The following is a 23227-nucleotide window of genomic DNA, read 5'->3' as shown; positions in this document are numbered from 1 at the left end:
TAACGAATATCGAATAATGAATAACGAATATCGAACAACGCCGCGGCAATGGATAAAAAAAACCTCCTTGCGGAGGTTTGTCTATTAGTGCGCGGGGGCTTGCGGGTTTTCGCTGTTCCAGATGTCGCGCCAGAGTCTCCAGTGTCCGCCTTCCTTTTTCCAGGCCGCCATGTAGTTGCCTTTATCGAGCTCCTTGCCGGTGACGCCGATGGACCAGGTGCCGGTTTCAAGAATCAGGTCGCCGGAAGGCGTCAGCTCGCCGGTCTTTACGTCGAACTTCGCCAGCTGCATACCGGCCACAGAGCGCGACATCGACCCCATGCCTTTGCCGTCTGTGGGGGCGGCGTTGGGCGGGAACACCTTCGCCTCGCTGTGGTACAGGGCTGCCACGGCCGTCGAGTCGCCGGTGATCATGGATTTACCGAAAGTGGCATTGGCGTTGTTGATTTCGGTACGGGCCGCATCCAGGTTAATGGCGGTGTCGGATGCCGTCACCAGGCCCTTTCGGTCATTTCCGCCGTTGCACGAAGCCAGTGCGGCCGCAGCGCCGATCAGGAACAGTACTTTTCTCATAGCAAATCGTTTTTGATTGCAATCAAGATAATCAAACCCACCAAGAATAGCGATCTATTTGTCGGGAGCCCCGAGGCTGCGGACGGCCCGCTCGAGGTCTTCGGGTGTGTTGATGTCGACGCCGATGGGTTCGGTCAGCGCCATGCGCAGCGGGATGCCGTGCTCGAGGAAGCGGAGGCATTCGATCTTCTCGGCGGCCTCGAGCGGTGTGACGGGCCATTGCGTGAACTGCAGCAGCGCCGTTTTGCGGAAGGCATAAACGCCGATGTGGCGGTAGTGCGGGATGTCGATATCAGCTGCGCGCGGAAAAGGCAGCAGGCTTCGGCTGAAGAGCAGCGAGTTGCCGCGCAGGTCGGTAACCACCTTCACCACGTTGGGATTATGCAGGTCGGATTCGTCGTGGATGCGATCCATCAGCGAGGCGACCTGTACCGAAGCGTCGTCGAAAAGCGCGAGCAGCTGCTGCAATGCTTTTTTGTTGATGAAGGGCGTGTCGCCCTGCACGTTTACCACGATGTCCACATTGCGGGCGGCAACGGCCTCGGCGATGCGGTCGGTGCCGCTTTCGTGGTCGGCGCGGGTCATCGCCACGGCGCCGCCGAAGCTTTCCACTTCCGCGCGGATGACGTCGGAGTCGGTGGCCACGAGCACCTCGTCGAAGAGGCCCGAATCCAGCGCCGCCTCGTAGGTGCGGCGGATAACGGTCTTGTTGCCCAGCAGCTGCATCAGCTTGCCGGGAAAGCGGCTGGCGTTATAGCGGGCGGGGAGAACGGCGATGACCTTCATGGCGCGAAGGTAAGATCCCGATCGCAGGCGATCGGGATGACGGGGCGGGCAGCGGGGTAAAATGAAGTGCGGCCGCGGCAATTACCGGATCAACGGGTATGCACCTGGCCGCACCTTGATCATACTCCTTTAGCGACCGTCATCCCGGCGTATGCGCCGGGATCTCGCAGCAGACCAGCAGACTATTCCAGCCGTCCAAACGGCCGCTTCATCAGCATCCCGAAATTCTCGTCCTCTTCATTCGGGTAATAGCGGTCGAGGCCGTAGCGGATGTCTTTGGGATCGAGCCGGCGGTAGGTGCCGAGGAGGCGGTCCCAGATGGAGAGCACGGCGCCGTAGTTGGAATCGGTATAGGGTTGCTGCCAGTGGTGGTGCACCTTGTGCATGTTGGGCGACACAAAAACGTAGCTGAGGGCCTTGTCGAGCCAGCGGGGCAGCGAGATGTTTGCGTGGGTGAAGGCGGTGGAGAGCACGAGAAGCGTCTGGAAGACCATCACGGCCCACATCGGCGCGCCGGATACGAGGATGCCCGCGAAGAAGAAAAGGCCGCGGAGTACGCTTTCGATCGGGTGGTGCCGCAGGCCCGTGGTCACGTCGACGTTGTTGTCGGCATGGTGCACGATGTGAAAGCGCCACAGCAGCGCCAGTTTATGCTCGGTGATGTGCACGAGCCAGCCGCCGAAAAAATCGAGCACGAGAAAGGAAAGAACCAACGTAGCCAGCACCCCGGCGCCGGTCCAGTATACAAGGCCAAAGCCGCTGCGCCTGCACCAGTCGCTGAGCAGCACGATGACCACGGCGAGACCCGTGTGAATAACGAGGTGAATCAGCGTGAAGCCGAAGTTGACACCGGCATGCCGCAGCTTTCCGCGCTTGTACTGCGGCTGCAGCAGCGGGATCGCCCCTTCGATGATCCAGAAGAGGAGCAGCCCGCCAACCAGCAGGGCGAGGCGCTCGAGCGGTCGCTTTTCGAGGTCGCTGAAGTGATCCAGTATCGCTTGCCACATAGCCCTAAGGTACGAAATCGTGAAGCGTCATGGTTCGACTGCGCTCACCATGACAGTGAGCTTCCCTGTCACCCTGAGCAAAGTCGAAGGGGACTGCGCTCACTATGATAGTGAGCTTCCCTGTCACCCTGAGTAAAGTCGAAGGGGGACTGCGCTCAGCATGACAGCGGCAGACTCTTACCGGAGCCACTTTAGGGGAATAGCCCAACTGTCAGCCTGACGCCGTCGCCCAAAGCTTTGGCGTCGGGCGAGCGCAGCCGAAGGCGACAGTCACCTAGTTCGTGCCCGGGTGATGCAGCGAATCGAGCTCGAGGGTATCGGCGGGCATCGGTGCCGGCGGTGGCTCCAGGTTGCTGGTTGCGCTGACGCGGGCGCGGGCGCCGAGGCCTTCGCTGCTGCGGTCGCTGAAGGCGCCGGATTTGCTGCAGGCCGTTAAGAGGAGACAGCCCAGGAGGAGCTTGGGGAGGGTACGTTTCATGGTTAGTCGCATTTGTGTTCCGGCTATAGTGCAACTACTTTGCCATTCGGGCGAAAAAAGGGGATTCCTTAACGAAAGGAGGCCCCCGGGCAGGGCTTAAAAAACGTACCTTTGCGGCCCTTATGATCAGTGTTAATAACGTCTCCCTCTCCTTTGGCAAGCGCGTGCTGTTCGACGAAGTGAACATCACCTTCACCAAGGGCAATTGCTACGGCGTCATCGGTGCCAACGGTGCCGGTAAGTCAACTTTCCTGAAGATCCTTTCCGGCGAAATCGAGCCCAACAAGGGTAAGATCGACATCACTCCCGGCGAGCGCATGGCCGTGCTGAAGCAGAACCAGTTTGCCTTCGACGAGGTTACGGTGCTCAATACCGTGCTGATGGGCCACGAGAAAATGTGGAAGGTTATGCACGAGAAGGACGCCATCTACGCCGATCCCGAAGCCACCGAGGACGATTACATGAAAGCGTCCGAGCTTGAGGCTGAGTTTGGCGAGATGGGCGGCTATACTGCCGAAAGCGACGCTGCTACCTTCCTCAACGAGCTGGGCGTGAAGGAAAACTTCCACCAGAGCCTCATGAAGGATATTCCTTCCAACATGAAGGTGCGCGTGCTGCTGGCGCAGGCCCTCTTCGGCAACCCCGACATCCTGCTGCTCGACGAACCGACCAACGGTCTCGACATCGAAACGATCGGCTGGCTGGAAAACTTCCTGGCCGACTACGAGAACGTGGTGCTTGTCGTTTCCCACGACCGTCACTTCCTCGACGCCGTGTGTACGCACGTGGCCGATGTCGACCGCTCCAAGATCAAAGTATTTACCGGTAACTATACCTTCTGGTACGAGAGCTCGCAGCTGATGGCCCGCCAGCTTTCCGACAAGAACAAGAAGACCGAAGACAAGCGCCAGGCGCTCATCGAGTTCATCGCCCGCTTCTCGGCCAACGCATCTAAGTCGAAGCAGGCCACTTCGCGGAAGAAGGCCCTCGAGAAGCTCAACATTGAGGAGATCGAGCCGTCGAACCGCCGCTACCCGGGCATTATCTTCCAGCCGCTGCGCGAGGTGGGCAACCAGATCCTCAACGTCGAAGGCCTGAGGGCCTCGATGGACGGACGTAAGCTCTTCGACAAGGTGACCTTCTCCGTCAACAAGGGCGAGAAGATCGCCATCCTCAGCCGCGACCCTTCAGCCGTTACCGTCTTCTACGAAATCATCAATGGCCTCCGCGCCGCCGAGGGCGGAAAGTACGAGTGGGGCACCACCATCACCAAGGCATACCTGCCGGTGGAGAACAACGAGTTCTTTACCGAAGGACTGACCCTGCTGGAGTGGCTCCGCCAGTACGTGCCGCCGCACGTGACCGACGCCGACGAGCCCTTCCTGCGCGGCTTCCTGGGTAAGATGCTGTTCAACGGCGACGACATCCAGAAGAAGACCAACGTGCTGTCGGGTGGTGAGAAGGTACGCTGCATGATCTCGCGGATGATGCTGCAGAACCCCAACCTGATCATGCTCGACCAGCCCACCAACCACCTGGACCTGGAAAGCATCCAGAGCTTCAACGAAGGCTGCCAGACCTACCCCGGCATCGTGCTGCTCACCTCGCATGACCACACATTCCTGCAGACCGTGGCCAACCGCGTAATCGAGCTGACGCCCAACGGCATCATCGACCGCCTCATGACCTTCGACGAATACATGGAAGACAAGCGCGTGAAAGAGCTCCGTGCCGAAATGTACGGCAGCGCCGTGCCGGCCTGAGCCACTTCCGAACGATAAAAAAAATCCCCTCAACCGAGGGGATTTTTTTATGCATTGGCGCCGTTGCCGATGGGTGGTGCTTCGTGCACCAGCTCGATCAGCAGCAGCAACGAAAGATTTAGCACGAACAGGAGCACCATCGCGGACTCCAGGCCGTTCATCGCAAGCAACGTCATAGTAGGTAAGTTTGGCTCCGCTAAAGTTAAGGGACCGGGCCGGCTCTCCCGCACGACTTTCGCAGAATCGGGCTTTTGCCATAGCGCCACTAAGTACTTACTATGATCCGGCGCTTGCAACAGCGGTTCTTGCAGTGGTACAGGGCTTACTTTTGTGCCCTCATGATCTTCCAGCACCTGCTCCGTCTCTTCAAGTTCGGCCTCGTTGGTCTGCTGGGCATGGTCGTCGATTTCGGCGTTACGTATTTCTTCAAGGAAAAGGCGCGTATCAACCGCTACGTGGCCAACGCCCTTGGCTTCAGCTGCGCCGTGGTACTCAATTTCCTCCTCAACCGGGTGTGGACCTTCGGCTCGCATGCCCCCGATGTGCAGGGACAGTTGGTACGCTTTATCGGCGTGTCGCTGATCGGCCTGCTGCTCAATACCGGTATCGTGTATGCGCTGAATCACCGCAAGCTTAATTTCTACCTCAGCAAGGCCATCGCGATCGTCCTGGTGTTCTTTTGGAATTATGCGGCGAACGCGTACTTCACGTTCCGGCCTCACCCCTAACCCCTCTCCGGTACGGAGAGGGGAACGAAAAATCCCGATGTTGAAAACATCGGGATTTTGTTGATGGCAGGTCCACTCCCTTCTCCGGACGGAGAAGGGCCGGGGATGAGGTCAGTTCCGCTGCACCGGGATCACCGCTCCCTTTTTCCAGCCACTCAGCTTCCACACCGAGAAATACCGGGCGGGCTTTCCTCCGCGCTCCTGCACGATCGTGGTAACGGAGTCGGCGCGGGTATACCAGGCGGCGAACTGGGCACGCGGATCGAAAGGATCGTTGGACGGCACGATACACCAGGCTTTCGTAGGGTCGATATCGTGGAGGCGCCAGCGGTTGAGCCAGGCATAGTGATGCAGGTCGTAGAGGTCGCCGAGGGCGAGCACGGGAATCTCGTTGGGTGCGGCGAAGTAGTAGTCTTCGTGGGCGCCCGGGAACCACTTGTGCACCACAACCGGCGCGCCGTAGGGCATCGTGCTTCCTTTTTCGCGGTAATAGAGCTGCGCAAAGGCGGGGCCTGCCTCGCGCCAGCCGGAGAGGTCGAGGGTAAAGTCGCCCCAGCCATAGTAGCCGCGGTCCTGCGAGCCCATGGTGCCCGGGTACGCAAACGTCAGCGCCGACGCGGCCGCAACCAGCAGCAGCACAAAGGCGCCCGCGCCGCGGAGCCACCTGCGGCTTATTGCCAGCGGCTTCCCGGCCAGCCAGATCGCAGCGAGCGGCAGCAGCGTAACATAGCCAGGGCCGCTCCAATGGGGCAGCGTGTCGCGGAGCAGTGAGATGGCGACCAGTACGGCGATCATCGGCAACCCGATCCAGGCCAGGAGGCGGGCGGCGGGCGGCAGCGTCCAGCGGCGGCGCGCGAGGGCTACAAGGGCAATGGCCAGGAGCACAACGATCACGGGGTTGTTGTACAGCAGCTGCCCGCCGAGCTCGCGGAGCAGTCCAGGGCCGTTAAAGGCCCATTGCTTTAACTCCACCCGCTCGCTGTGAAAGCGCCAGGTGATGAAGTCGTTGCGCTTGTTCCAGAAGAAGATCGGGCTGGCCAGGGCGGCCGTAAGCAGCGCGGCCACATAGAGCTGCGGGCGGCGCAGCCAGGCGCGCTGGCGAAAAAGAATGTAGAGACCGGTTCCGAACCAAAGGAACACGCCGTGCACCTTGCCGAGAATGCTCAGGCCGGCCATGATGCCGAAGCCGATCCAGGGCCCCCAGCGGCGCGGGTTGTCGTGGATGCGGACGCCAAACCAAAGGGCGGCGCACCAGAAGAGCATCTGCGGCGAGTCGGGGAGGATGAACAGCCCCGCGATGATACCCGCGTAGATCGATGCCTGGTACAGCACCGCGGCGATCCAGCCTGCGCGCTCGGAGTAGAGGCGGCGTACGGTATGAAACAGCAGCGCGCTTGCAATGACGCAACTCACGATGGAGCCGAGGCGCACAAACAGCTCGTTGAATTCCAGGAGCCCGTTCGCGGTAAATAGGCGGATCCAGAGGGCCACGAGCGGCGGGTGATCGAAATAGTTCCACTGCAGGTGCTGTGCGTAGGTCCAGTAGTATACTTCGTCGTTGCCCAGGCCGAAAGAGGCGGCCAGCAGCAGCCGGAGCAGGGAAGTGGCCAGGAGCAGCAGAACCAGGCGGCGGCGGTAATTCGGGGTGGAGGCCATGCGGCGAAGGTAGGATTCGGGAATCGGCAATCGTGAATCGGCAATGCAACCGGATAGTTAACGACAATAGTGGTCGCACTCCCCTTCCCTTAGGGAAGGGGCCGGGGGATGGGTCGTCGCGGCTCACTCCAACGGGAAGTTCGGATACTCCAGATGATACACATCGCTGCGGTTGCGCGAGATGGCGGGGAAATGAAAGGGATAGGGCTCCTCGATGTCTTCCACGAGGTCGAAGTGGCGGCAGGAGGGCGACAGGCCTTCAAACACAAGGGTGAAGCAATGGTCGGGGCTGACGAAGTCCCAGGCGGGGGCCTGTACGATGCCGTAGGCGGCTACGAGCGAGCGGTGGAGTCCATCGTCCTGAACCAGCCAGGTGTGCCGCGAAATACGGAGCAGGCAGGGAATGGTGAGGCGGCAGTGCACCACGGCGGTGCGCTCTTCGAGCAGGTCGGTGTCGACCTCGAAGTCGACCGCGGGGCGTGTTATGGTCCGGGTGAGGGACATAACAACAAGGTACAAAAAGGTTTTGAGAGGTTTTGAGGGTTCTGGAAGGTTTTGAGAAGAAGGTTTTGAAAGGTTTTGGAAGGGTTTGGAAGGTTGGTGGGTTTTTGAACCGCGAAGAGAATAAGAAAAGAAGGCTGTACGCAAAGCTGTACCGATATACAAAGAAAATGTCCCGCTGATGCGGGACATTGTATTCTTAGCGGAACGCCTATTCTCTTCTTTCTTCGCGGTGGAAACCTTTTTCCTTACGAATCTTAATCCATGACGGTTACACCGGTAGCCTGGATCTGGATCTCTTTGGCAGCGCCCTTGATCTTGGCGATCTCGGTTTTGCTCTTGCCGGCGTCTTCGGCGTAGTGCTTGCGCTTGGCTTCGGTTTCTTCCTTCACTTCGGCGGTGCCGGAAACCTGTACGGTGTGGCCAACGATATTCTTGGGGAGGAAGAAGGCGTGGTCTTTCATCTTCACCATGGTGGTGCTGCCGTCGGCGCGCTCGAGCTTCATCCAGCAACCCATCGTCTGGCATACTTCCTTCACCTTGCCCTGGATAACGCCGGTATAGGCCTGGCCATCGGGCATGCTGGCGTCGAGCTTGTCGATCGATACCGCGGGCGCATCGGTGGCGCCGGGTTGTCCGTAGCTAACACCCTTGGCGGCAGCGGCGGGCTCGTTGGATTCCTGGGCGGCGCCGGCAAGACCGGAAAGCAGGAAGAGGGCAAAGAGGATCTTTTTCATATTGCAGTTATTTCGAAAGTAAAGATAAGGAAGCGATCTCAGATCTCGGATCGCGCGATCCCGGATCTGCGCTGACCCGAGGCCGTAACCGAAGTTGGGATCCTAATTACCACATTACCACATCACCACATTACTACATGATCGGGCGCTGTTTTTCCCGGCAAAATCAGGTGTTTTTCACACCGGTTTCTTTCACCTTTTTTTGGGTAAAAAAGGAGGAAAAAAACAGCGTTTATTTTGCTAAAATCATTAGCTTTACATGCAATTAATCAATCCCGGAACCGGCCGCGATGGGTGCTCATTCAAAGGCCTGTTTCACTAACACTACAAATACGTACGACAATGTCAAATGCTGAAAAATTAAAGGCGCTGAAACTTACCATGGACAAAATCGACAAGGATTTTGGTAAGGGCAGCGTAATGATGATGAATGAGCGTGGTGAGCAGACCCAGGAAGTCATTTCCACCGGTTCCATCGGCCTCGACGCGGCCCTGGGTATCGGCGGCCTCCCGAAGGGCCGGGTGATCGAAATCTACGGACCGGAATCGTCGGGTAAGACGACCGTCGCCACCCACGTCATTGCCGAGGCCCAGAAGAAAGGCGGCATGTGCGCCATTATCGACGCCGAGCACGCCTTCGACTCGGCTTATGCACAAAAGCTGGGTGTGGACATCGACAACCTCCTTATCTCCCAGCCCGACTACGGCGAGCAGGCCCTCGAGATCGCCGACCGTCTCATCCTCTCCGGCGCCCTCGACGTGGTCGTGATCGACTCCGTGGCCGCCCTCGTACCGAAAGGCGAGCTGGAAGGCGAAATGGGCGACTCCAAGATGGGTCTGCAGGCCCGACTGATGTCGCAGGCCCTGCGTAAGCTCACCGCCACCATCTCCAAAACGAACACCATCTGCATCTTCATCAACCAGCTTCGTGAGAAGATCGGCGTGATGTTCGGCAACCCCGAAACCACCACCGGCGGTAACGCCCTCAAGTTCTACGCTTCCGTACGCCTCGACATCCGCCGCATGACCCAGATCAAGGACGGCGAAGAGGCTATCGGTAACCGCGTGAAGGTGAAAGTGGTGAAGAACAAGGTAGCGCCCCCGTTCCGCGTAGCCGAATTCGACCTCGTGTTTGGTGAGGGTATCTCCAAGATCGGCGAGATCCTCGATATGGGTGTGGAAATGGGTATCGTGCAGAAAAGCGGCAGCTGGTTCTCCTACAACAACGACAAGCTCGGTCAGGGCCGCGAGGGCGTCAAAGGCCTCCTCAAGGACAACCCGGCACTTGCCGACGAGATCGAAGGCAAGATCCGCGAGAAGATCAAGGAAATGCAGAATGCCTAAGCATTGCTCCTGATAAATCTGGTCCCGCCTCTGGCGGGACTTTTTTTAGAGAAAGAACGCAGATTTATTATGATTCTTAAGATTGGCGCAGACATACCTTCCAGTACATCTTATCAAATCATAGAGATCTTATAGAATCTGCGTTCTTTCTCTTCCCAGGGAAATGCCCTTTCGGAACTTTACTTCCGACTTCATCATGTCAGCCTGAGCTTGTCGACGGCCGACTTCATAACTTGTTTCGATATGCCCTTTCAACTCCAATCTCCCTACCAGCCCGCCGGCGACCAGCCCACCGCTATCCGCCAGCTAACCGAAGGCATCCAGCAAGGCGAGCGCCACCAGGTGCTGCTTGGCGTTACCGGATCCGGCAAGACCTTCACGATGGCCAACGTGATCCAGAACGTGCAGCGGCCGACGCTGGTGCTGACCCACAACAAGACCCTTGTGGCCCAGCTCTATGGCGAGTTCAAGCAGTTCTTCCCCGACAACGCCGTGGAGTACTTCGTGAGCTACTATGATTACTACCAGCCCGAGGCCTACCTCCCGACGACGGATACCTATATCGAGAAAGACCTCAACATCAACGAGGAGCTCGACAAGCTGCGCCTGCGCGCCACCACCTCGCTGCTGTCGGGGCGCCGCGACATCATTGTGGTCGCTTCCGTAAGCTGCATCTACGGTATGGGTAACCCCACCGACTACGAAAGCGGCATCATCCGCATAGCCAAGGGCGAGCGCAAGAGCCGCCAGAGCTTCCTCCACGACCTCGTTTCCTCGCTCTATAGCCGCACCACCGTCGACTTTACCCGCGGCACCTTCCGCGTGAAGGGCGATACCGTCGATATCAACCTGCCCTACCTCGACGTCGGCTACCGCATCACCTTCTTCGGCGACGAGATCGAGACCATCGAATCGATCGACGTGCAAAGCTCCAAGCGCATCGGATCCTTCGACAACTGCGCCATCTTCCCCGCCAACCTGTACGTGGCGCCGAAGGACATCATGCGCGACGTCATTTACGAAATCCAGGACGAGCTCGCCGCGCAGACCGAGTACTTCAAGAGCGTGGGCAAGTTCATCGAGGCACAGCGCATCAAGGAGCGCGTGGAATACGACCTCGAGATGATCCGCGAGCTGGGCTTCTGTAACGGCATCGAAAACTACTCGCGCTTCTTCGACCGCCGCCGCCCCGGCACAAGGCCGTTCTGCCTGCTCGACTACTTCCCGAAAGACTTCGTGTGCATGATCGACGAAAGCCACCAGACAATCCCGCAGGTGAGCGGCATGTACGGCGGCGACCGCAGCCGCAAGCTGACGCTCGTCGACTTCGGCTTCCGCCTGCCCTCGGCGCTCGACAACCGCCCGCTCAACTTCCACGAATTCGAAAACCTGATCAACCAGGTGGTGTACGTGAGCGCCACCCCCGGCGACTACGAGCTCGAGCAAACCGGTGGCGTGGTGGTGGAGCAGGTGGTGCGTCCCACGGGGCTGCTGGAGCCTCCCATCGAGATACGCCCCAGCGTGAACCAGATCGATGACCTCCTGGAGGAGATCGACCTGCGCGTGAAGAAGGGCGACCGCGTGCTCGTAACAACGCTGACGAAACGCATGGCCGAGGAGATGGATAAGTACCTCGCCAAGATCGATATCAAGAGCCGCTACATTCACTCCGATGTGGATACGCTCGAGCGCATCGAGATCCTGCGGCAGCTGCGCCTCGGCACCATCGACGTGCTGGTGGGTGTGAACCTGCTCCGCGAAGGCCTCGACCTGCCCGAGGTATCACTCGTAGCGATCCTAGACGCCGACAAGGAAGGCTTTCTCCGCAACGAGCGCTCGCTCACCCAGACGGCAGGCCGCGCCGCGCGGAACTCCGAGGGCCTCGTGATCTTCTATGCCGACTCCATCACCGAATCGATGCAGCGCACGATCGACGAAACAAACCGCCGCCGCGAGAAGCAGGTCGCCTACAACACGGCGCATGGCATCACGCCCACCACGGTGCGCAAGTCGATCGAGCAGGTGATGGCGCAGACCTCCGTGCTCGACATCAAGGGCTACGACGAGAACTCACCGCTGGCGATGCCCGAGATCTCCACGCGCCCCGCATCCGCTGCCGAGGACGCCGAAGAATACGCCACCATCCCGCTCATGGAAAAGGCCATCAACAAAACGAAAAAGGAAATGGAAAAGGCCGCCCGCGAAATGGACTTCATGGAAGCCGCCCGCCTCCGCGACGAAATGTTCGCGCTGCAGAAGAAGCTCGATGGGATGAAGGTGAAGTAACGCTTCGACTGCGCTCGGCGTGACAGGGAGGAAGTGGGAAGAGTTTGTAATTTGTGGTTTGGGGTTTGTAGTTGCGCGATGCGCGGCGGCGCACCTGGCGCCAGGGCAGGCACGCTTTCGTGCACCCGGATAAAGGGAGGGTCGCTGGCATAACGGCGATAGGGCCCGTTGCCGGGCAGGTGCCGGCTCGACAGCAGCTGGCGTTGTTTTCCCGGATGGGCCAAAGCTCGCTACTACTGCAGCCTATGGCTTACAGGTTTACATGGCCGCCGCCCCAGATGCCGAAGACCTTCAGGAGCCACAGGATAATGACGATGACCACTACGAGGTTGAGAAGCATCTTGATCATGGACTGCATCGGGATGAACCGGTTGATGAGCCAGAGAAGTAGACCCGCGACAACCAGAACGATAACGACATGAATAAGCGATGACATGATTGGCTTTTGCCTGGGCTGATGCAAAGAGCGCGCCCGGGTCATTTGTGCTGCCGGAAAAGCCACTGCAGCAACATCCGGTCGTTGTAGGCGGCGATCCAGGAGAAGTGACCCACTTCGGGGAGCAGCGTAAAGCCCGGGTGTGCGCCGGCTTTTACGAGGGCCTGCACCATTTGCAGGGAGTAGTCGGGCAGCACCGCGGGGTCTTCGGCGCCGTGGTAGATCCAGATCGGAACACGGGCGAAGCCAGGCGCGCCCGAGAGGTCGCCGCCGCCGCAAACGGGGACCGCGGCTGCGAATAGTTTCGGGTAGCGCTGCAGCGCGTCGAAGGTGCCGATGCCGCCCATCGAAATGCCGGTGATGTAGATGCGCGTTGTATCGATGATACCCTGCGCGCTCAGCTTGCGCACGAGTGCCAGCACGAGCTCCATCGGCCGCGTGGGCGTGGGCGCAAGGCGGGATGCCTGCACATCGCCGAAGTTGCTGAAGTTGCCCCATTGCTGGCCCGCCGGGCACTGCGGCGCGATGACGTAGGCGGGATACTGGCTCATGTTCTCGTCGGAAGCAAACGCGCTAACGCCCCATTTGAGCTGGGCGTCGTTGTCGCTGCCCCGCTCGCCGGAGCCGTGGAGAAACACGACCAGCGGGAAGCGGCGCCCCTTGTTGTAATCGGGCTCGAGCATGCGGTAGCGGAGCGTGTCGCCCTTATCGGAAACAAAGAGCTGCCGGCTGAAGCGCGGCGGCTGGGCCTCAGCGCCGAGGAACGCACTACAGAAAAGCAGCAGGAGCAAAAGCCGATTCCAAATCATGGGAAAACATTTTGCCTTCAAGTTCCGTAGAAACCCGGCACCGGAGAAGGCTTTTCTTTCCAACCCCACGACAACTTTTCGCGTTGATGCGGATACGTAAAAGAAAAGCCGCGCAGGCGCGGCTACGGGCTGGCGCCCCTTCACGATGGCGCGACGGCACGAAGACACGACGAATGAGAGGCATCAAACATCCTGTATTTCTTCGTGCCGTCGTGCCGTTGTATCGTAGCGCGACGTGGCCGCTTGCGGCCACCTTCAATTACCGAATGCGCCCCCAGGCCCTGAATATGCGGGGCATACTGATGATCGAGCGGGGGTCTTCGGTGAAGGCTTTCAGTTCGGCGAGCGTTGCCTGCAATTCGTCTTCGCTGATCAGCCGCTGTTGCTGCAACGTGGCGCCGATCTTTTCGAGTGTATACAGGGCCATCCATTTGCCGGGGCCTTCGTGGAAGACCGGTTGCACGACGTCGAAATCCACATCGCTGAGGCCGGAACCGGAAAGCAATTCAAAAAGCCGCAGGCCGATACGCGGATCCTGCCCGTTGTGCCGCGCGGCGAGCTCGTACCATTCCACGTAGCGCGCGAAGGCCGTGTTGGCGGGGTGGCAATAGTGGCCGGAGAAATCGACGTCTTCCACGAGCACAAGGCCACCCGGTTTGACGGCCCTTACGAGGTTGTGGAGAACGGGCGCCGCGTCACTCATGTGCGAGAGTAGGAAACGCGCATAGCCCACATCGTATGTATCCGTGCTGGTGAACGCCGTTGCATCGCCCTGGGCAAAGGTTACGTTTTGCAGGCCCGCATCCAGCGCATCTTTCCGCGCAAGCGCGAGTACGCTTTCATCGAAATCGACAGCCATCACGTCCCGCGCATAGCCGCTTGCCGCCACCGCGATGGAAACCGATCCGCCGCCGCAGCCCAGGTCGAGGAAGCGGGCTACCGGCCCGGGCTGCAGGCGCTGCAATAACGCCAGTGTTCCCTCGTTGAGGATGCGGCCCAGGAGGGCGAGCCGCTCCTTGCCGGAGGCGCCGCCGGCGATGATGTATTGGGACATACCAGTAAGGTACAGCGATCGGGGGAGTCTGCTAATATGGAAGTCTGCTAATGTGGTAGTCTGCTAATGAGGGAAAGCTTGCAAGCGCCTGCGTTAAGCCGCCGGCCGGAAAAGGGGGCGATGCAAGGGAATTGTTGGACGCAGTATGCGTACCACCCCTGCGGGACGGCCTGCCTGTAGCAGCGGGTGCAACCCGGGGCACCGGAAAAAATTGACAAAAAAAAGCCGGGCTCTCACCCGGCCTTGACCCTTACCCGTTAACCGTTTTCTTCTTCGCCTTCGGCGTATGATCCACGGTGAAGCCGAAGTCGCCGAGTTTCTTGAGATTTTTTGCGTACACGCCTTTCAGCAGGTTGCGGCTGCTGGTGACGGCCCCCTTGATGGCCGGCAGGTAGCGGTTGCGCTCGCCGTAGAGGGTTTCGAGCTTGCGCTCCAGCTCGGCGATCTCGTCCTGGAGGCTGCTGGCCCGTTGCAGGTCGGGGAGCACCGTGCTCCAGTTGAAATCTTCCATCGCGTGTAAGGGAGAAGCGGCGCCCAGCTGCGTGTGTTGGGCGTTCACGCTGCCGGCCAGTGCCAGCAGCCCTTTCGGATCCTGCGGAATAGGAATACGAGGGTTTGTGTTTGCCATAAACATGATTTTAGACGGCTAATCTAAGAAGCCCGGCCATTGCGCACAACGTAGAAATACGGTAGGTAAATACGGTAATTTCAAAAATCAACATTGGGCCTGCCCTCCTGAACATTCAGGGCGCCACCCGCAACGTTCATTTTAGCACTCTTAAGACGCAAAGGGGCGGCATGAATATTCACGACGGCCACAGCAACATTCACGTTGCCAAAATGAATGTTGGAGAAGCCACCTGCAACATTCATTTTGACAAAATCAACATTGCAGACCCCTCCCGCAATGTTGAAGATGGCCTCCTTAACATTAAGGCCCCCTGTTTTACTATTCATGGTGGGATTGCGCGTCATGGAAGCCGCCTGCCACCTGCGCACGACAGGGCCGCGGACAATTACTCCGATGAGCCGAACCGGACAGCCCGGTAGCCCGCCGGCCGCAGCAACCCGATCCGCGAGCTGTCCCGGATGGGCAGCGATGGATAGATATCGTCGGTCGTACCGTCCACGCCGTCGTCGCCGGCCGAAAAGACTTTGTACTTATCACCGATCCGCTCGTAGCGGAACTCGGCAAGGCGGGTAAAGTGCACCGGGTCGTTGGCCGTAACGAGCGAATCGTCTTCTTTCAGCGCGGCAAGACTCTCGGGGTATTCGCCGTGCTCCAGCTTGTAAAACTCCACATCCTTCAGCAGCCGGTTCAGCTCCATCTGCGACAGTTGCGCGAAGCCCTGTTTGAACACCTTCGCGTGGGTGCCCGCCCAGAAGAGGCCGCCGTAGATCAGCACGCTGAACAGGATGCCGCCGATGCCGATCAGCGCAAGCCATTTGTCTTTGTAGGTGATGATGCTCACGAGAATCAGCCCGGCACCAACGAATGCGCCGACGAGCGGGATCAGGCACAGGAGCCCCAGCAGGTAGGGTGGCCTGGGGGCAGGACGGGGGTAATAGTACGGGTTCATATCGGAAGGCGATGCTACGAAATGCGGCCGAGAGGCCGGGGGTGAAAATCGGGTGAGCGGCTTGCTGCGGCGGCCTGCATCGTTGCTCTCACGCGTAGATCAGTGTTCGCCCGCCTTGCCGGAAGCGGGTGGCAGCGCCAGCAATGAGAACAGGCGCGCCAGGAACGTGGGCGACAGCGCCTGGTTACCTAATCGGTACCGGCGTCCACCGATGCTTAGCAGCAGGTTTGCCGATGGATTGCACAGGTCTTCGGGGTTGCGCGGCGCTTCGAAAAGCGGCTCGTTGGCCAGCAGGTTGCGCAGTGCAACCACCGTGGCCGGACCCAATTGGCGTGTACTGGTATGCGCGTTGCCGTTGCTGGATTCGAAGCGGTAACGCAGCTCGCCGGAGGCACTGATCCAAATATGGCGGTACCCCGCGACGCTGTCGCACCAGGGCCAATAATTCAACTCGAGCGAATCGATCCGGCGCCAGTCGATGCGCTGCCAGGTGAGTGTATCGACGAGCCCGCCGGCGATAAACGGCTGGGCGGCGGTACCGCGGAGGCCGCCACCGCGGAGCGGGCGCAATGCCTGGTGAAAGGGAGCCGCGTAGCGGTATTGGTACGAGCTGTCGTGCTCCGAGTCGAAGCGCAGCACGCCTCCTTCGGCATGGTAGCGGCCCGCGGCGAGGCCCTCGGTGGTATAGTCGCCCTGGTTGTTAAGCTGGTAGTAGCGGAAGCTGCTGTCGCGGTACAGCTGCAGCACCTGGGTGAGTGTACAACAGTTGTCGTGGCCAATATCGTCGCGCAACCTGCTGATGTAGGTAAGCGGCGGCTGCGCGTGCGCGAAGAGGGGAAGCAGCAGGAGGAAGACCGGCAGGCGCATGGTTTTCTCGTTTTGCCGTTTTCGGTTACAGCCGCACCCGAACGAGGCGTCGGTCGGATATCAGTACCCATCCGTTGTGGGCATCTGTAAAAGACATATCCTCCATAAAATGATGATAGCCGCCAAGGGCGATCACGTTTTGCCAGGTATGGCCGCCGTCGGTGGTCCGGCGCAGCCGGCTGGCATCGAGCCACAGTCCGTTCTGGGCATCGAAGAAGTGGAGGGCACGCACGCCGAGGTTACTGTAACTAAGCAGCTCCGCGGTCGCCCCGCCATCGGTAGTGCGGTAAAGCGTGCCGAAGCGATCGGCCATGAAGCCCAGGTTGTCGTTGAGGAATTGTATCGGCCCGGCCTCGTTGTCGAACTGAACCCGGGGCGACCAGCTGGCGCCGCCGTCGGTGCTGCGGTATAGTTGCCCGTCGCGGTTGATCCAGCCGTGATAACCGTCCTGGAAATAAAGCGATACGCCCCCAGGCGCAGAGGCGATAAAGTTGTACACGGTATCGACGGTAGCACCGCCGTCAGTGGAGCGCCATACGTAGCGCCCGCTGGCGAGAAATACGGTGTCGGCGGAGGCGTAGCACAGGTCGCGGAAGCCGGGAAGCCCGTGGGCCGTGTTGTGATCCGTTTTTTGCAGCTGTGCGCCGTTCCAGAACTGGTGATCGGGGCCGTAGTCGATGAAGGTTGCCTTGCTGCCACGGGCGCCGAGGGCGGCGTAGCTGCCGGTGTCGCTGTTGTTATAGAGCATCGTCCAGCTGCGGCAGCCGTCGCTGGTTTTGTAGATGCGCGTAGACGTGAGGTAGCCGTGGAGCGAGTCGGTGAAGACCAGGTGGGTCAGCTCGTCGCTGCCTGCGGGCGTGTCGAGGATGCTGCAGGCGGCGGAAAGTGTATCGGGCGGATCGGGAAGCTCGGAGTTGTTGCCGGAGCCGTTATGCGAGCAGGCGGACAGTGCAATGGTAGCTGCGGCAAGGAGCGCCGGCTGGAAGATTCTGCGGTTCATGCTGTACGAAGTTGTATCCGGGATGGAGGTTGGTTAGAGGCGAACGCGGAGCAGGGTGCTGTCGCCGCCGACCCATCCGTTGTGTTCATCGGTGAAATAAAGTCGATTGAGGTAGCCGCTGGCCATATGCGCCGCGAGCGTCCAGGTCTGGCAGCCGTTGCCGGTATACCAAAGGTTGCCGCCCACGAGTACGAAGCCCCTGAGCTCGTCGAAGAAATGCAGGTCGCTGGGGTAGGTGGCCGAGCCGAAATTTTCGAGGAGCGTGGCGGTTTGTGCGCCGTCGTTGCTGCGGTACAGGTGGGTGCCGCTGGCGAAGTAGCCTGTGTTGGCATTGAGGAACTGCAGCCCGCCGCAGAGGTCGCCCCAGGAGAAGCGGGGCGCCCAGGTTTGGCCGCCGTCGTCGGTGCGGTACAGGTAGCCGAAGCGCATGCACCAGCCCGTGCGGCTGTTGACGAACGAAAGCAGCTCCGTGGTGCTGCGGGTTCCGGCATTATAGAGCAGGCTGGCCGTGACGCCGCCGTCGGTGGAGCGCCAGATATGGTAATCGGAAGCGATGAGGGCCGTGTCGGCGCTTACGAAGGCGATATCGGAAAAGAACAGTCCGAGCTGGTTGGGCAGCGGCGCGTAGCTGCTGGTATGCACAGCGCTGCCGTTGCGCGTGGAGTACAGGTTGCTGCCGGTGGCGATGCCGTCGAGGGTGAAGGTCACGCGGTCGCCCCATCCCTTGATGTGATTGAGGCGCGAGCCGCCGGGCATGGCGAAGATGGAGGTCCAGCTCTGGCCTCCGTTGGTTGTGCGGAAAACACCGGTTTGCCCGCCGCAGTAGCCGGTGAGGGTATCGGCGAAATAAATACCGTAGATGCTGGCGTCGGGGCAATTCAGTTTGCGGATGCCGGCGATAAGGCTGTCTCGGTCGGGCGGCGACTGCGGCATCTGCGGATTACTTGGTTCGGGCGCAGGTGGGTGGGAGCAGGCGGCGAGCAAAAGCGGCACCAGGAGCGCCGAAGCGAGGGTACGCAGGGACATGGTCATGTTTTGGAACACCGATGTTACGAAGTTTCTTCCACGGCGCATGGGGTATAATCGGGTGAGTTCGCGGCCAGCCAGTCGTCTTTCCGGGTTGCCGCGCAGCAGGCCTATTTCATCGCCGTTACCCGGTAACCATCGGCCACGAGCTGTTGCCCGTTCCATTTCAGGCCGGCAGAAACGTGGTGGCCATTCGGGTTTTCCATTTCGGCCCAGTCGTCGATGGAGGCGTGAAAGCGGCCATTACACAGGTACCGGGTTTCCAGCCGGGTGGCGCCATGCCGGTTACCCAGGTGGGCTGCACATTCGAAGCCATCGCGGTAGTGGTCCTTTTTGTCGAAGAAGAGCAGGTAGGGCCCCCGCTCGCTCCCTCCGCCATAGAGTACGGTAAAGAAGAACGCATAGGAGCTGTCCGCAAAGCGCAGGAGCCCGCAGTTGCCTAATTTCTGTACGGCCGCGGCGCCCGGCACGGGGAAGTCGTCGTTCTTGGAAAGATATAATTCGTGGTTCATTCCTAGCCACGAGAGCCGTTCCTCGCGGGGCTTAAGGAAGCTGCGCAGCTTTGCCTTTGCCAGCACGCTGTCGATAAAGGGACGCACGACGAAGTATCCATGTGTCGTGTCGCGCGGCACATTGAGAAGCCCCGCGCTATCAAGGTGCAGGGGTGGAACCCGGGCGCGGATGTCGGCGGTGGAGCTGAGGATTATGTCGGGAGCGGGGCCGTCGCGTCCGGGGCATGGCTCTCCGGGCCTTGCTGTATGCGTGCTGTCGGGAGCTTGGGTGCCCTTTGAATCAAGCTGTATACGGCGCTCAGCGCTGTTGTTCGCGGACGGGGCCACCGGCTTCGGCTGCGGGCCACAGGCAGCCAGAATAATAAGGGTGGCGAAAAGGGGCTGGCGCATGTCGTCAAGGTACAGAGGTTTCCGTTCGTATCAGTGCGGGAAGACGGCCAGGTTGAACCGGAACAACCCGAGGAGCAGCAGCAGCCATAGCGCCATCGCCAGCAGGCTGCGGACCGTTGTCCAGCGCATCACGGGGTGGCGGGCGGCGAAGGTTTGCTGCCAGCGGAACTGTGCCAGTCCGAAGTACACGGCGAGCGGGATGGCGCTGAAGGGCGCGAGCTGGAAGAAGCCCCGGAGCGTATCGGGACGGAGCGCGCCGGGGAGCGCGATCCAGCAAAAACATTTGAGCAGCGCCGTCAGCAGCAGCATGATCGTCAGGGCCAGCAGCGCCCAGCCGGCAAAGGGGTTGCGAAACACGCGGTACGACAGGGCGAGGAGAAAGGAGCTCATTGCGTTTCGAAGTAACAACCGGGCCGCCAAAGATGTTTTGCTTTTTACCATGCGGGCATCCCGTCCCGATGAGATAATTTGATGGCCCGGGGCAGTTGCCAAGCGGGCATCCCTTTGGGATGCTAATTGGCGTTAATGTAGCGGTATCCCTTGATTGCATCATCCGGCGTAAATCGACGTTGGTCGGCGGGCAACCCAAACGTGCATCCCTTCGGGATGCGTTGGGCTTTTTGTTCGGCATCCGGGGGCTACCAAGCGTGCATCCCTGTGGGATGCGTATTGTTATCAGGACATTGGCCGGCCAAGGCGGGCATAGCAGGTGATGCGACAGGGCTGTAATCCAAGTGCCAAGCGGGCATCCCTGTGGGATGCGTATTGTTATCAGGACATTGGCCGGCCAAGGCGGGCATAGCAGGTGATGCGACAAGGCTGTAATCCAAGTGCCAAGCGGGCATCCCTGTGGGATGCGTATTGTCATTTGGGCTTTAGCCGGCTAAGCCGGGCATCCTCGGGATGGAACAAGGCCGTAATCCGTGGTGTCAAGCGGGCATCCCTGTGGGATGCGTATTGGTATCAGGGGTGTAGCTGGCCAAGCCGGGCATCGCAGGTGATGGGAGAAGGCCGTAATCCGTACGGCCACGCGGCATCCCGGCAGAATGCCACGGCTTCGGGGTGTAGTCGTCGATGTGGTCTTGATCGCCGCCCGTCATTCGCCCACTGAAAGCATCAATATCCTTCCATGCATCCCAAAGGGATGCCCGTTTGGTAGGCGGGGCAACGACGATGGCGCATCCCGAAGGGATGCCGTTTCGGAGAATAGGGGCATGACGACGTTGCGTCATATTAGTCGTCCCGGTGCAACGTTCCGCCCAACGTGGCGTCAATAAGAAACCGCGCATCCCAAGGGGATGCCCGCTTGGTAGCCCGTTTGGGCGATGAAATTTTTCGCATCCCGAAGGGATGCAACCGACCACTGTACCGGGCTACGACCATTATTCCAAGGGCAGGTGAAAGATCCGTTCGGGCAGGTAGTCCAGGCCTTCCGCATCGAGGATCGTTCCGTATTCGTCCACAAGGTTTTTGCCCAGGTGATGCTGCTCCTGGTTGGCGATGTAGCGGATCACCACGTCGAGGTGACGCTTACAGACCGCAAAGGCTCCGTAGCCTTCCTGCCAGGCAAAGCGCTGCCCTAGGAATCCCTGCTGGTTGATCCAAAGGGAACTGTCGCGTTTTACCTGTTGCATCAGCGTGGGTAACGGTTCCTTGGGGTCGTAGCCAAACAGGATATGTATATGGTCGGGCATGCTGTTGATCGCCAGCACGCGGTGCCCGTGGTTGTGGAAGATGCCGATCAGGTATTGGTGCAGCCTGTCTTTGTACGACGGAAGGATCAACGATGCGCGGTATTTCACCGCCATCACGATGTGCACATGGATTTGCAGGAAGGTGTTCGCCATGGGTGCAAGTTGGAAAAGCCGGCGCCCGCGGCCATGGGAAATCCAACAGGATTTTGCGGGATTTTTCACGGGATCGGCTGCTGTTTTTAACAAGGCGTCGTTGTATCCCGTGGCGCCCACCAAACGTGCATCCCTTCGGGATGCGAAAACCAATGATGCCCAAATAGGCTACCAAGCGGGCATCCCTATGGGATGCGTATTGTCATTGATGTTGCGCTTTCCCTCACTTGAAGCAATGGGAGTAAAATCGACATAGGGTGGGCAGGGAACCAGGCGGGCATCCCTTCGGGATGCGTCCGTTTTGTGTTGGGCATTCCGGGCAACCCAACCGGATTATTCGTAAGGAAGGGTTGCTGTTCGGGCACGAATAGAACCGGTGCCTAATGATCTTCTTCCAAACACTGCACCAGGGCAGCGCTGACGGCCGCGGCCTGCGTAAACACCGCGAGGTGGCCGCCGCCGCGGATCCAATAGGCATCTTCGAGGCGCCGCGGCGGAAGCACGCGGTCGGCGGTGCCATGGATGCGGCGGACGGAGGGCGGCACCGTGCTGTTGTGCCAGGAAAGAAGCGCCGCGAGTGCCCATTTGTTGAAGCGGGCGTCGCAGTCGTTGATGAGGGCGTGGAGGAGTTCGCGGGTGTCGGGATCGCCGGCACCGAAGAGCCAGTCGAGGGCTGCGTGCTGCACCTTGAAAAGCGCCAGCGGCGCCAGGCGGGCGAGGCCGATGCGGCCGGCTGCCCGGAAGAGCGCCGGCAGCTCGCGGCGCGTGGCGGCGCTCGAGATCAGCACCGTGCGCCATGGCTCGAAGGTCTTGGCGATCTCCGTGGCAAGCATCCCGCCGAAGGAAAGGCCCACAAGGCCGTAGGGCTCGGAGCGGTCGATCCGCTCGGCCATGCGAAGGGCATAGCGCGGCAGGGTCTCATCCGGCTCGTTGGCGATCCACGGGAGGTGTACGACCCGGTATGCCGGCGGCAGCACGAGGCGGCTGAAGACGCGCTCGTCGGCGCCGAGGCCGGAAAGGAAGTACAGGGTCATGGCACAAAGAAAGCGCAGGGGCGAACGCGGCGCCCGCTCATTTGCAGCGCAGCGTCAATAAAGAGCGAAGTTGGCGAAATACGCCTTGCGGGGATGCGCGGAGGGCGCCACGGCTACGGCGAAGGCAGCGGGTTGGCCGCCGTCGGTCAGCAGCAGGCCCGAAACAACGAGCATATAGGCGCCGTTGGGATGGGTGAGAAAACGGTATCCCGTCGGCTGAAACTCGTCGAAGCGCCGTGCTTCGGTATACCGGCGCAGCTCCGCCAGCATCGAGTCGCGGGAGACGCCGAGAACAACGCTGTCCTGGAGGAAATAGGTGCCAAGGCCGTCGTACTTCTTTTCGCGGAGGCGGCCAGCCACTTCCTGCACGAAGGGCAGCACCGAATCTACCTGGGCGAGCTCGGTTACCGGGAAGCTGAATTGCTCTGCCTCCTTGCCCGCGGGGTGAACCTCCACGTCAACACGGTCGTAGCTGCTGCGCTCGTTCGTGAGCTTGCTGTAAAAAAGGTAAGCCGCCCCCGAAGCCATGTAGCGGTTGGACGGAAAGTAGCCGTGGTCGAGCGCGGCACAATCGCTGATCTTCATCCAGAAGGCGTGGCTCTTGCCGCTCGTGCCGGCGCTCGTGCGGAACCCATATTCGCAGCGGCCGCCGAAGGTGCCGGTCACTTCCTTGATGCCACGGTCTTCGTTCGACGACAATTTTCCCTTGGGCAGGGAGCAGGAGGCGGCCAGCAGCAGGAGGGCCAGCAGGAATCGGTTGGGCATGTAGTTGATTGAGGGCGCAGTTTAGGCAATTTCCCGGAAAAAGAAAAT

Annotated in this window: 26 protein-coding genes; 4 read left to right on the top strand and 22 right to left on the bottom strand. The window is 60.1% G+C overall.

Annotated elements, in window-relative coordinates; translation table 11 throughout:
• Window positions 1–84: 84 nt before the first annotated feature.
• From ACYU7Z_RS11600 to ACYU7Z_RS11585, 4 genes are all read right to left on the bottom strand, one after another.
• Window positions 85–573 carry a DUF4440 domain-containing protein gene (locus ACYU7Z_RS11600; RefSeq protein ID WP_460570601.1) on the bottom strand — a complete coding sequence of 163 codons (489 nt, stop codon included), beginning with the start codon at window positions 571–573 and terminating at the stop codon, window positions 85–87.
• A 54-nt stretch (window positions 574–627) separates the two neighbouring features.
• Window positions 628–1359 (bottom strand): 3-deoxy-manno-octulosonate cytidylyltransferase, encoded by a 732-nt coding sequence (gene kdsB, locus ACYU7Z_RS11595; protein ID WP_460570599.1) that lies wholly within the window; start codon window positions 1357–1359, stop codon window positions 628–630.
• Between the two features lie 182 nt (window positions 1360–1541).
• Window positions 1542–2366, bottom strand: a complete 825-nt coding sequence (locus tag ACYU7Z_RS11590) for a sterol desaturase family protein (protein WP_460570597.1) — start codon at window positions 2364–2366, stop codon at window positions 1542–1544.
• A 274-nt stretch (window positions 2367–2640) separates the two neighbouring features.
• Window positions 2641–2844, bottom strand: coding sequence for a hypothetical protein (locus tag ACYU7Z_RS11585; protein ID WP_460570595.1), 204 nt, complete (start codon window positions 2842–2844; stop codon window positions 2641–2643).
• A 122-nt stretch (window positions 2845–2966) separates the two neighbouring features.
• Here ACYU7Z_RS11585 and ACYU7Z_RS11580 point away from each other — a divergent pair, with 122 nt between their 5' ends.
• Entirely contained in the window at window positions 2967–4607 is a 1641-nt protein-coding gene (locus ACYU7Z_RS11580; RefSeq protein WP_460570593.1) for an ABC-F family ATP-binding cassette domain-containing protein, read from the top strand.
• Between the two features lie 47 nt (window positions 4608–4654).
• On the opposite strand, the gene ACYU7Z_RS11575 is transcribed toward ACYU7Z_RS11580, so the two are convergent.
• On the bottom strand, window positions 4655–4783 hold the full coding sequence (locus tag ACYU7Z_RS11575) for a hypothetical protein (protein ID WP_460570591.1): 129 nt from the start codon (window positions 4781–4783) through the stop codon (window positions 4655–4657).
• Between the two features lie 162 nt (window positions 4784–4945).
• On the opposite strand from ACYU7Z_RS11575, the gene ACYU7Z_RS11570 reads away from it, so the two are divergent.
• Window positions 4946–5335: a GtrA family protein gene (locus ACYU7Z_RS11570; RefSeq protein ID WP_460570589.1), complete on the top strand. Its 390-nt coding sequence runs from the start codon at window positions 4946–4948 to the stop codon at window positions 5333–5335.
• Window positions 5336–5446: 111 nt separating this feature from the next.
• Here the strand turns inward: ACYU7Z_RS11570 and ACYU7Z_RS11565 are convergent, their stop codons facing one another.
• The 3 genes from ACYU7Z_RS11565 to ACYU7Z_RS11555 form a co-directional block, all read right to left on the bottom strand.
• Window positions 5447–6991 (bottom strand): glycosyltransferase family 39 protein, encoded by a 1545-nt coding sequence (locus ACYU7Z_RS11565; protein WP_460570587.1) that lies wholly within the window; start codon window positions 6989–6991, stop codon window positions 5447–5449.
• Between the two features lie 123 nt (window positions 6992–7114).
• Window positions 7115–7495, bottom strand: coding sequence for a hypothetical protein (locus ACYU7Z_RS11560; protein WP_460570585.1), 381 nt, complete (start codon window positions 7493–7495; stop codon window positions 7115–7117).
• A 254-nt stretch (window positions 7496–7749) separates the two neighbouring features.
• Complete coding sequence (locus ACYU7Z_RS11555; RefSeq protein WP_460570583.1) at window positions 7750–8229, bottom strand: DUF4920 domain-containing protein; 480 nt, start codon at window positions 8227–8229, stop codon at window positions 7750–7752.
• 342 nt (window positions 8230–8571) lie between these two features.
• Between ACYU7Z_RS11555 and recA the strand changes: the two genes are divergently transcribed.
• Window positions 8572–9573, top strand: coding sequence for a recombinase RecA (recA, locus tag ACYU7Z_RS11550; RefSeq protein WP_460570581.1), 1002 nt, complete (start codon window positions 8572–8574; stop codon window positions 9571–9573).
• A 243-nt stretch (window positions 9574–9816) separates the two neighbouring features.
• On the top strand, window positions 9817–11859 hold the full coding sequence (uvrB, locus tag ACYU7Z_RS11545; RefSeq protein ID WP_460570579.1) for an excinuclease ABC subunit UvrB: 2043 nt from the start codon (window positions 9817–9819) through the stop codon (window positions 11857–11859).
• Window positions 11860–12109: 250 nt separating this feature from the next.
• Here the strand turns inward: uvrB and ACYU7Z_RS11540 are convergent, their stop codons facing one another.
• From ACYU7Z_RS11540 to ACYU7Z_RS11475, 14 genes are all read right to left on the bottom strand, one after another.
• Window positions 12110–12295, bottom strand: coding sequence for a Thivi_2564 family membrane protein (locus ACYU7Z_RS11540; RefSeq protein WP_460570577.1), 186 nt, complete (start codon window positions 12293–12295; stop codon window positions 12110–12112).
• 41 nt (window positions 12296–12336) lie between these two features.
• Complete coding sequence (locus ACYU7Z_RS11535; RefSeq protein ID WP_460570575.1) at window positions 12337–13104, bottom strand: carboxylesterase family protein; 768 nt, start codon at window positions 13102–13104, stop codon at window positions 12337–12339.
• 259 nt (window positions 13105–13363) lie between these two features.
• A complete protein-coding gene (locus ACYU7Z_RS11530; protein ID WP_460570573.1) occupies window positions 13364–14158 on the bottom strand; it encodes a class I SAM-dependent methyltransferase in 795 nt (264 codons plus the stop codon).
• A gap of 250 nt (window positions 14159–14408) precedes the next feature.
• Window positions 14409–14786: a hypothetical protein gene (locus tag ACYU7Z_RS11525; RefSeq protein WP_460570571.1), complete on the bottom strand. Its 378-nt coding sequence runs from the start codon at window positions 14784–14786 to the stop codon at window positions 14409–14411.
• Between the two features lie 80 nt (window positions 14787–14866).
• Window positions 14867–15133 (bottom strand): hypothetical protein, encoded by a 267-nt coding sequence (locus ACYU7Z_RS11520; RefSeq protein ID WP_460570570.1) that lies wholly within the window; start codon window positions 15131–15133, stop codon window positions 14867–14869.
• A 41-nt stretch (window positions 15134–15174) separates the two neighbouring features.
• Window positions 15175–15738 carry a type II secretion system protein GspG gene (locus ACYU7Z_RS11515; RefSeq protein ID WP_460570568.1) on the bottom strand — a complete coding sequence of 188 codons (564 nt, stop codon included), beginning with the start codon at window positions 15736–15738 and terminating at the stop codon, window positions 15175–15177.
• Between the two features lie 99 nt (window positions 15739–15837).
• Window positions 15838–16605 carry a hypothetical protein gene (locus tag ACYU7Z_RS11510; protein ID WP_460570566.1) on the bottom strand — a complete coding sequence of 256 codons (768 nt, stop codon included), beginning with the start codon at window positions 16603–16605 and terminating at the stop codon, window positions 15838–15840.
• 25 nt (window positions 16606–16630) lie between these two features.
• Window positions 16631–17605, bottom strand: coding sequence for a WD40/YVTN/BNR-like repeat-containing protein (locus ACYU7Z_RS11505; protein WP_460570564.1), 975 nt, complete (start codon window positions 17603–17605; stop codon window positions 16631–16633).
• 33 nt (window positions 17606–17638) lie between these two features.
• Window positions 17639–18631 (bottom strand): WD40/YVTN/BNR-like repeat-containing protein, encoded by a 993-nt coding sequence (locus ACYU7Z_RS11500; protein ID WP_460570562.1) that lies wholly within the window; start codon window positions 18629–18631, stop codon window positions 17639–17641.
• A 110-nt stretch (window positions 18632–18741) separates the two neighbouring features.
• Complete coding sequence (locus tag ACYU7Z_RS11495) at window positions 18742–19533, bottom strand: hypothetical protein (protein ID WP_460570560.1); 792 nt, start codon at window positions 19531–19533, stop codon at window positions 18742–18744.
• 30 nt (window positions 19534–19563) lie between these two features.
• On the bottom strand, window positions 19564–19923 hold the full coding sequence (locus ACYU7Z_RS11490) for a hypothetical protein (protein ID WP_460570558.1): 360 nt from the start codon (window positions 19921–19923) through the stop codon (window positions 19564–19566).
• Between the two features lie 992 nt (window positions 19924–20915).
• Entirely contained in the window at window positions 20916–21380 is a 465-nt protein-coding gene (tnpA, locus tag ACYU7Z_RS11485) for an IS200/IS605 family transposase (protein ID WP_460570556.1), read from the bottom strand.
• A 380-nt stretch (window positions 21381–21760) separates the two neighbouring features.
• Window positions 21761–22414, bottom strand: coding sequence for an alpha/beta fold hydrolase (locus ACYU7Z_RS11480; protein ID WP_460570554.1), 654 nt, complete (start codon window positions 22412–22414; stop codon window positions 21761–21763).
• Between the two features lie 54 nt (window positions 22415–22468).
• The gene (locus ACYU7Z_RS11475) at window positions 22469–23179 is read right to left on the bottom strand and encodes a hypothetical protein (RefSeq protein ID WP_460570552.1); all 711 of its coding nucleotides are present in this window, start codon (window positions 23177–23179) and stop codon (window positions 22469–22471) included.
• Window positions 23180–23227 lie beyond the last annotated feature (48 nt).

The organism is Flaviaestuariibacter terrae (genome assembly GCF_054777635.1).
Note: the sequence above shows the minus strand (reverse complement) of the source record. Positions and strands in the feature narration are given on the sequence as shown.

Bases quoted from the DNA above. Each gene is read 5' to 3' on its own strand.
- ACYU7Z_RS11585 (WP_460570595.1), bottom strand. From the start codon at position 2,844: ATGAAACGTACCCTCCCCAAGCTCCTCCTGGGCTGTCTCCTCTTAACG.
- ACYU7Z_RS11500 (WP_460570562.1), bottom strand. From the start codon at position 18,631: ATGTCCCTGCGTACCCTCGCTTCGGCGCTCCTGGTGCCGCTTTTGCTC.
- ACYU7Z_RS11490 (WP_460570558.1), bottom strand. From the start codon at position 19,923: ATGAGCTCCTTTCTCCTCGCCCTGTCGTACCGCGTGTTTCGCAACCCC.
- ACYU7Z_RS11570 (WP_460570589.1), top strand. From the start codon at position 4,946: ATGATCTTCCAGCACCTGCTCCGTCTCTTCAAGTTCGGCCTCGTTGGT.
- ACYU7Z_RS11575 (WP_460570591.1), bottom strand. From the start codon at position 4,783: ATGACGTTGCTTGCGATGAACGGCCTGGAGTCCGCGATGGTGCTCCTG.
- uvrB (WP_460570579.1), top strand. From the start codon at position 9,817: ATGCCCTTTCAACTCCAATCTCCCTACCAGCCCGCCGGCGACCAGCCC.
- ACYU7Z_RS11560 (WP_460570585.1), bottom strand. From the start codon at position 7,495: ATGTCCCTCACCCGGACCATAACACGCCCCGCGGTCGACTTCGAGGTC.
- ACYU7Z_RS11480 (WP_460570554.1), bottom strand. From the start codon at position 22,414: ATGACCCTGTACTTCCTTTCCGGCCTCGGCGCCGACGAGCGCGTCTTC.
- ACYU7Z_RS11600 (WP_460570601.1), bottom strand. From the start codon at position 573: ATGAGAAAAGTACTGTTCCTGATCGGCGCTGCGGCCGCACTGGCTTCG.
- ACYU7Z_RS11510 (WP_460570566.1), bottom strand. From the start codon at position 16,605: ATGCGCCTGCCGGTCTTCCTCCTGCTGCTTCCCCTCTTCGCGCACGCG.
- ACYU7Z_RS11475 (WP_460570552.1), bottom strand. From the start codon at position 23,179: ATGCCCAACCGATTCCTGCTGGCCCTCCTGCTGCTGGCCGCCTCCTGC.
- ACYU7Z_RS11520 (WP_460570570.1), bottom strand. From the start codon at position 15,133: ATGACGCGCAATCCCACCATGAATAGTAAAACAGGGGGCCTTAATGTT.
- ACYU7Z_RS11590 (WP_460570597.1), bottom strand. From the start codon at position 2,366: ATGTGGCAAGCGATACTGGATCACTTCAGCGACCTCGAAAAGCGACCG.
- ACYU7Z_RS11555 (WP_460570583.1), bottom strand. From the start codon at position 8,229: ATGAAAAAGATCCTCTTTGCCCTCTTCCTGCTTTCCGGTCTTGCCGGC.
- ACYU7Z_RS11535 (WP_460570575.1), bottom strand. From the start codon at position 13,104: ATGATTTGGAATCGGCTTTTGCTCCTGCTGCTTTTCTGTAGTGCGTTC.
- ACYU7Z_RS11495 (WP_460570560.1), bottom strand. From the start codon at position 19,533: ATGCGCCAGCCCCTTTTCGCCACCCTTATTATTCTGGCTGCCTGTGGC.
- kdsB (WP_460570599.1), bottom strand. From the start codon at position 1,359: ATGAAGGTCATCGCCGTTCTCCCCGCCCGCTATAACGCCAGCCGCTTT.
- ACYU7Z_RS11505 (WP_460570564.1), bottom strand. From the start codon at position 17,605: ATGAACCGCAGAATCTTCCAGCCGGCGCTCCTTGCCGCAGCTACCATT.
- recA (WP_460570581.1), top strand. From the start codon at position 8,572: ATGTCAAATGCTGAAAAATTAAAGGCGCTGAAACTTACCATGGACAAA.
- tnpA (WP_460570556.1), bottom strand. From the start codon at position 21,380: ATGGCGAACACCTTCCTGCAAATCCATGTGCACATCGTGATGGCGGTG.
- ACYU7Z_RS11540 (WP_460570577.1), bottom strand. From the start codon at position 12,295: ATGTCATCGCTTATTCATGTCGTTATCGTTCTGGTTGTCGCGGGTCTA.
- ACYU7Z_RS11530 (WP_460570573.1), bottom strand. From the start codon at position 14,158: ATGTCCCAATACATCATCGCCGGCGGCGCCTCCGGCAAGGAGCGGCTC.
- ACYU7Z_RS11565 (WP_460570587.1), bottom strand. From the start codon at position 6,991: ATGGCCTCCACCCCGAATTACCGCCGCCGCCTGGTTCTGCTGCTCCTG.
- ACYU7Z_RS11580 (WP_460570593.1), top strand. From the start codon at position 2,967: ATGATCAGTGTTAATAACGTCTCCCTCTCCTTTGGCAAGCGCGTGCTG.
- ACYU7Z_RS11515 (WP_460570568.1), bottom strand. From the start codon at position 15,738: ATGAACCCGTACTATTACCCCCGTCCTGCCCCCAGGCCACCCTACCTG.
- ACYU7Z_RS11525 (WP_460570571.1), bottom strand. From the start codon at position 14,786: ATGGCAAACACAAACCCTCGTATTCCTATTCCGCAGGATCCGAAAGGG.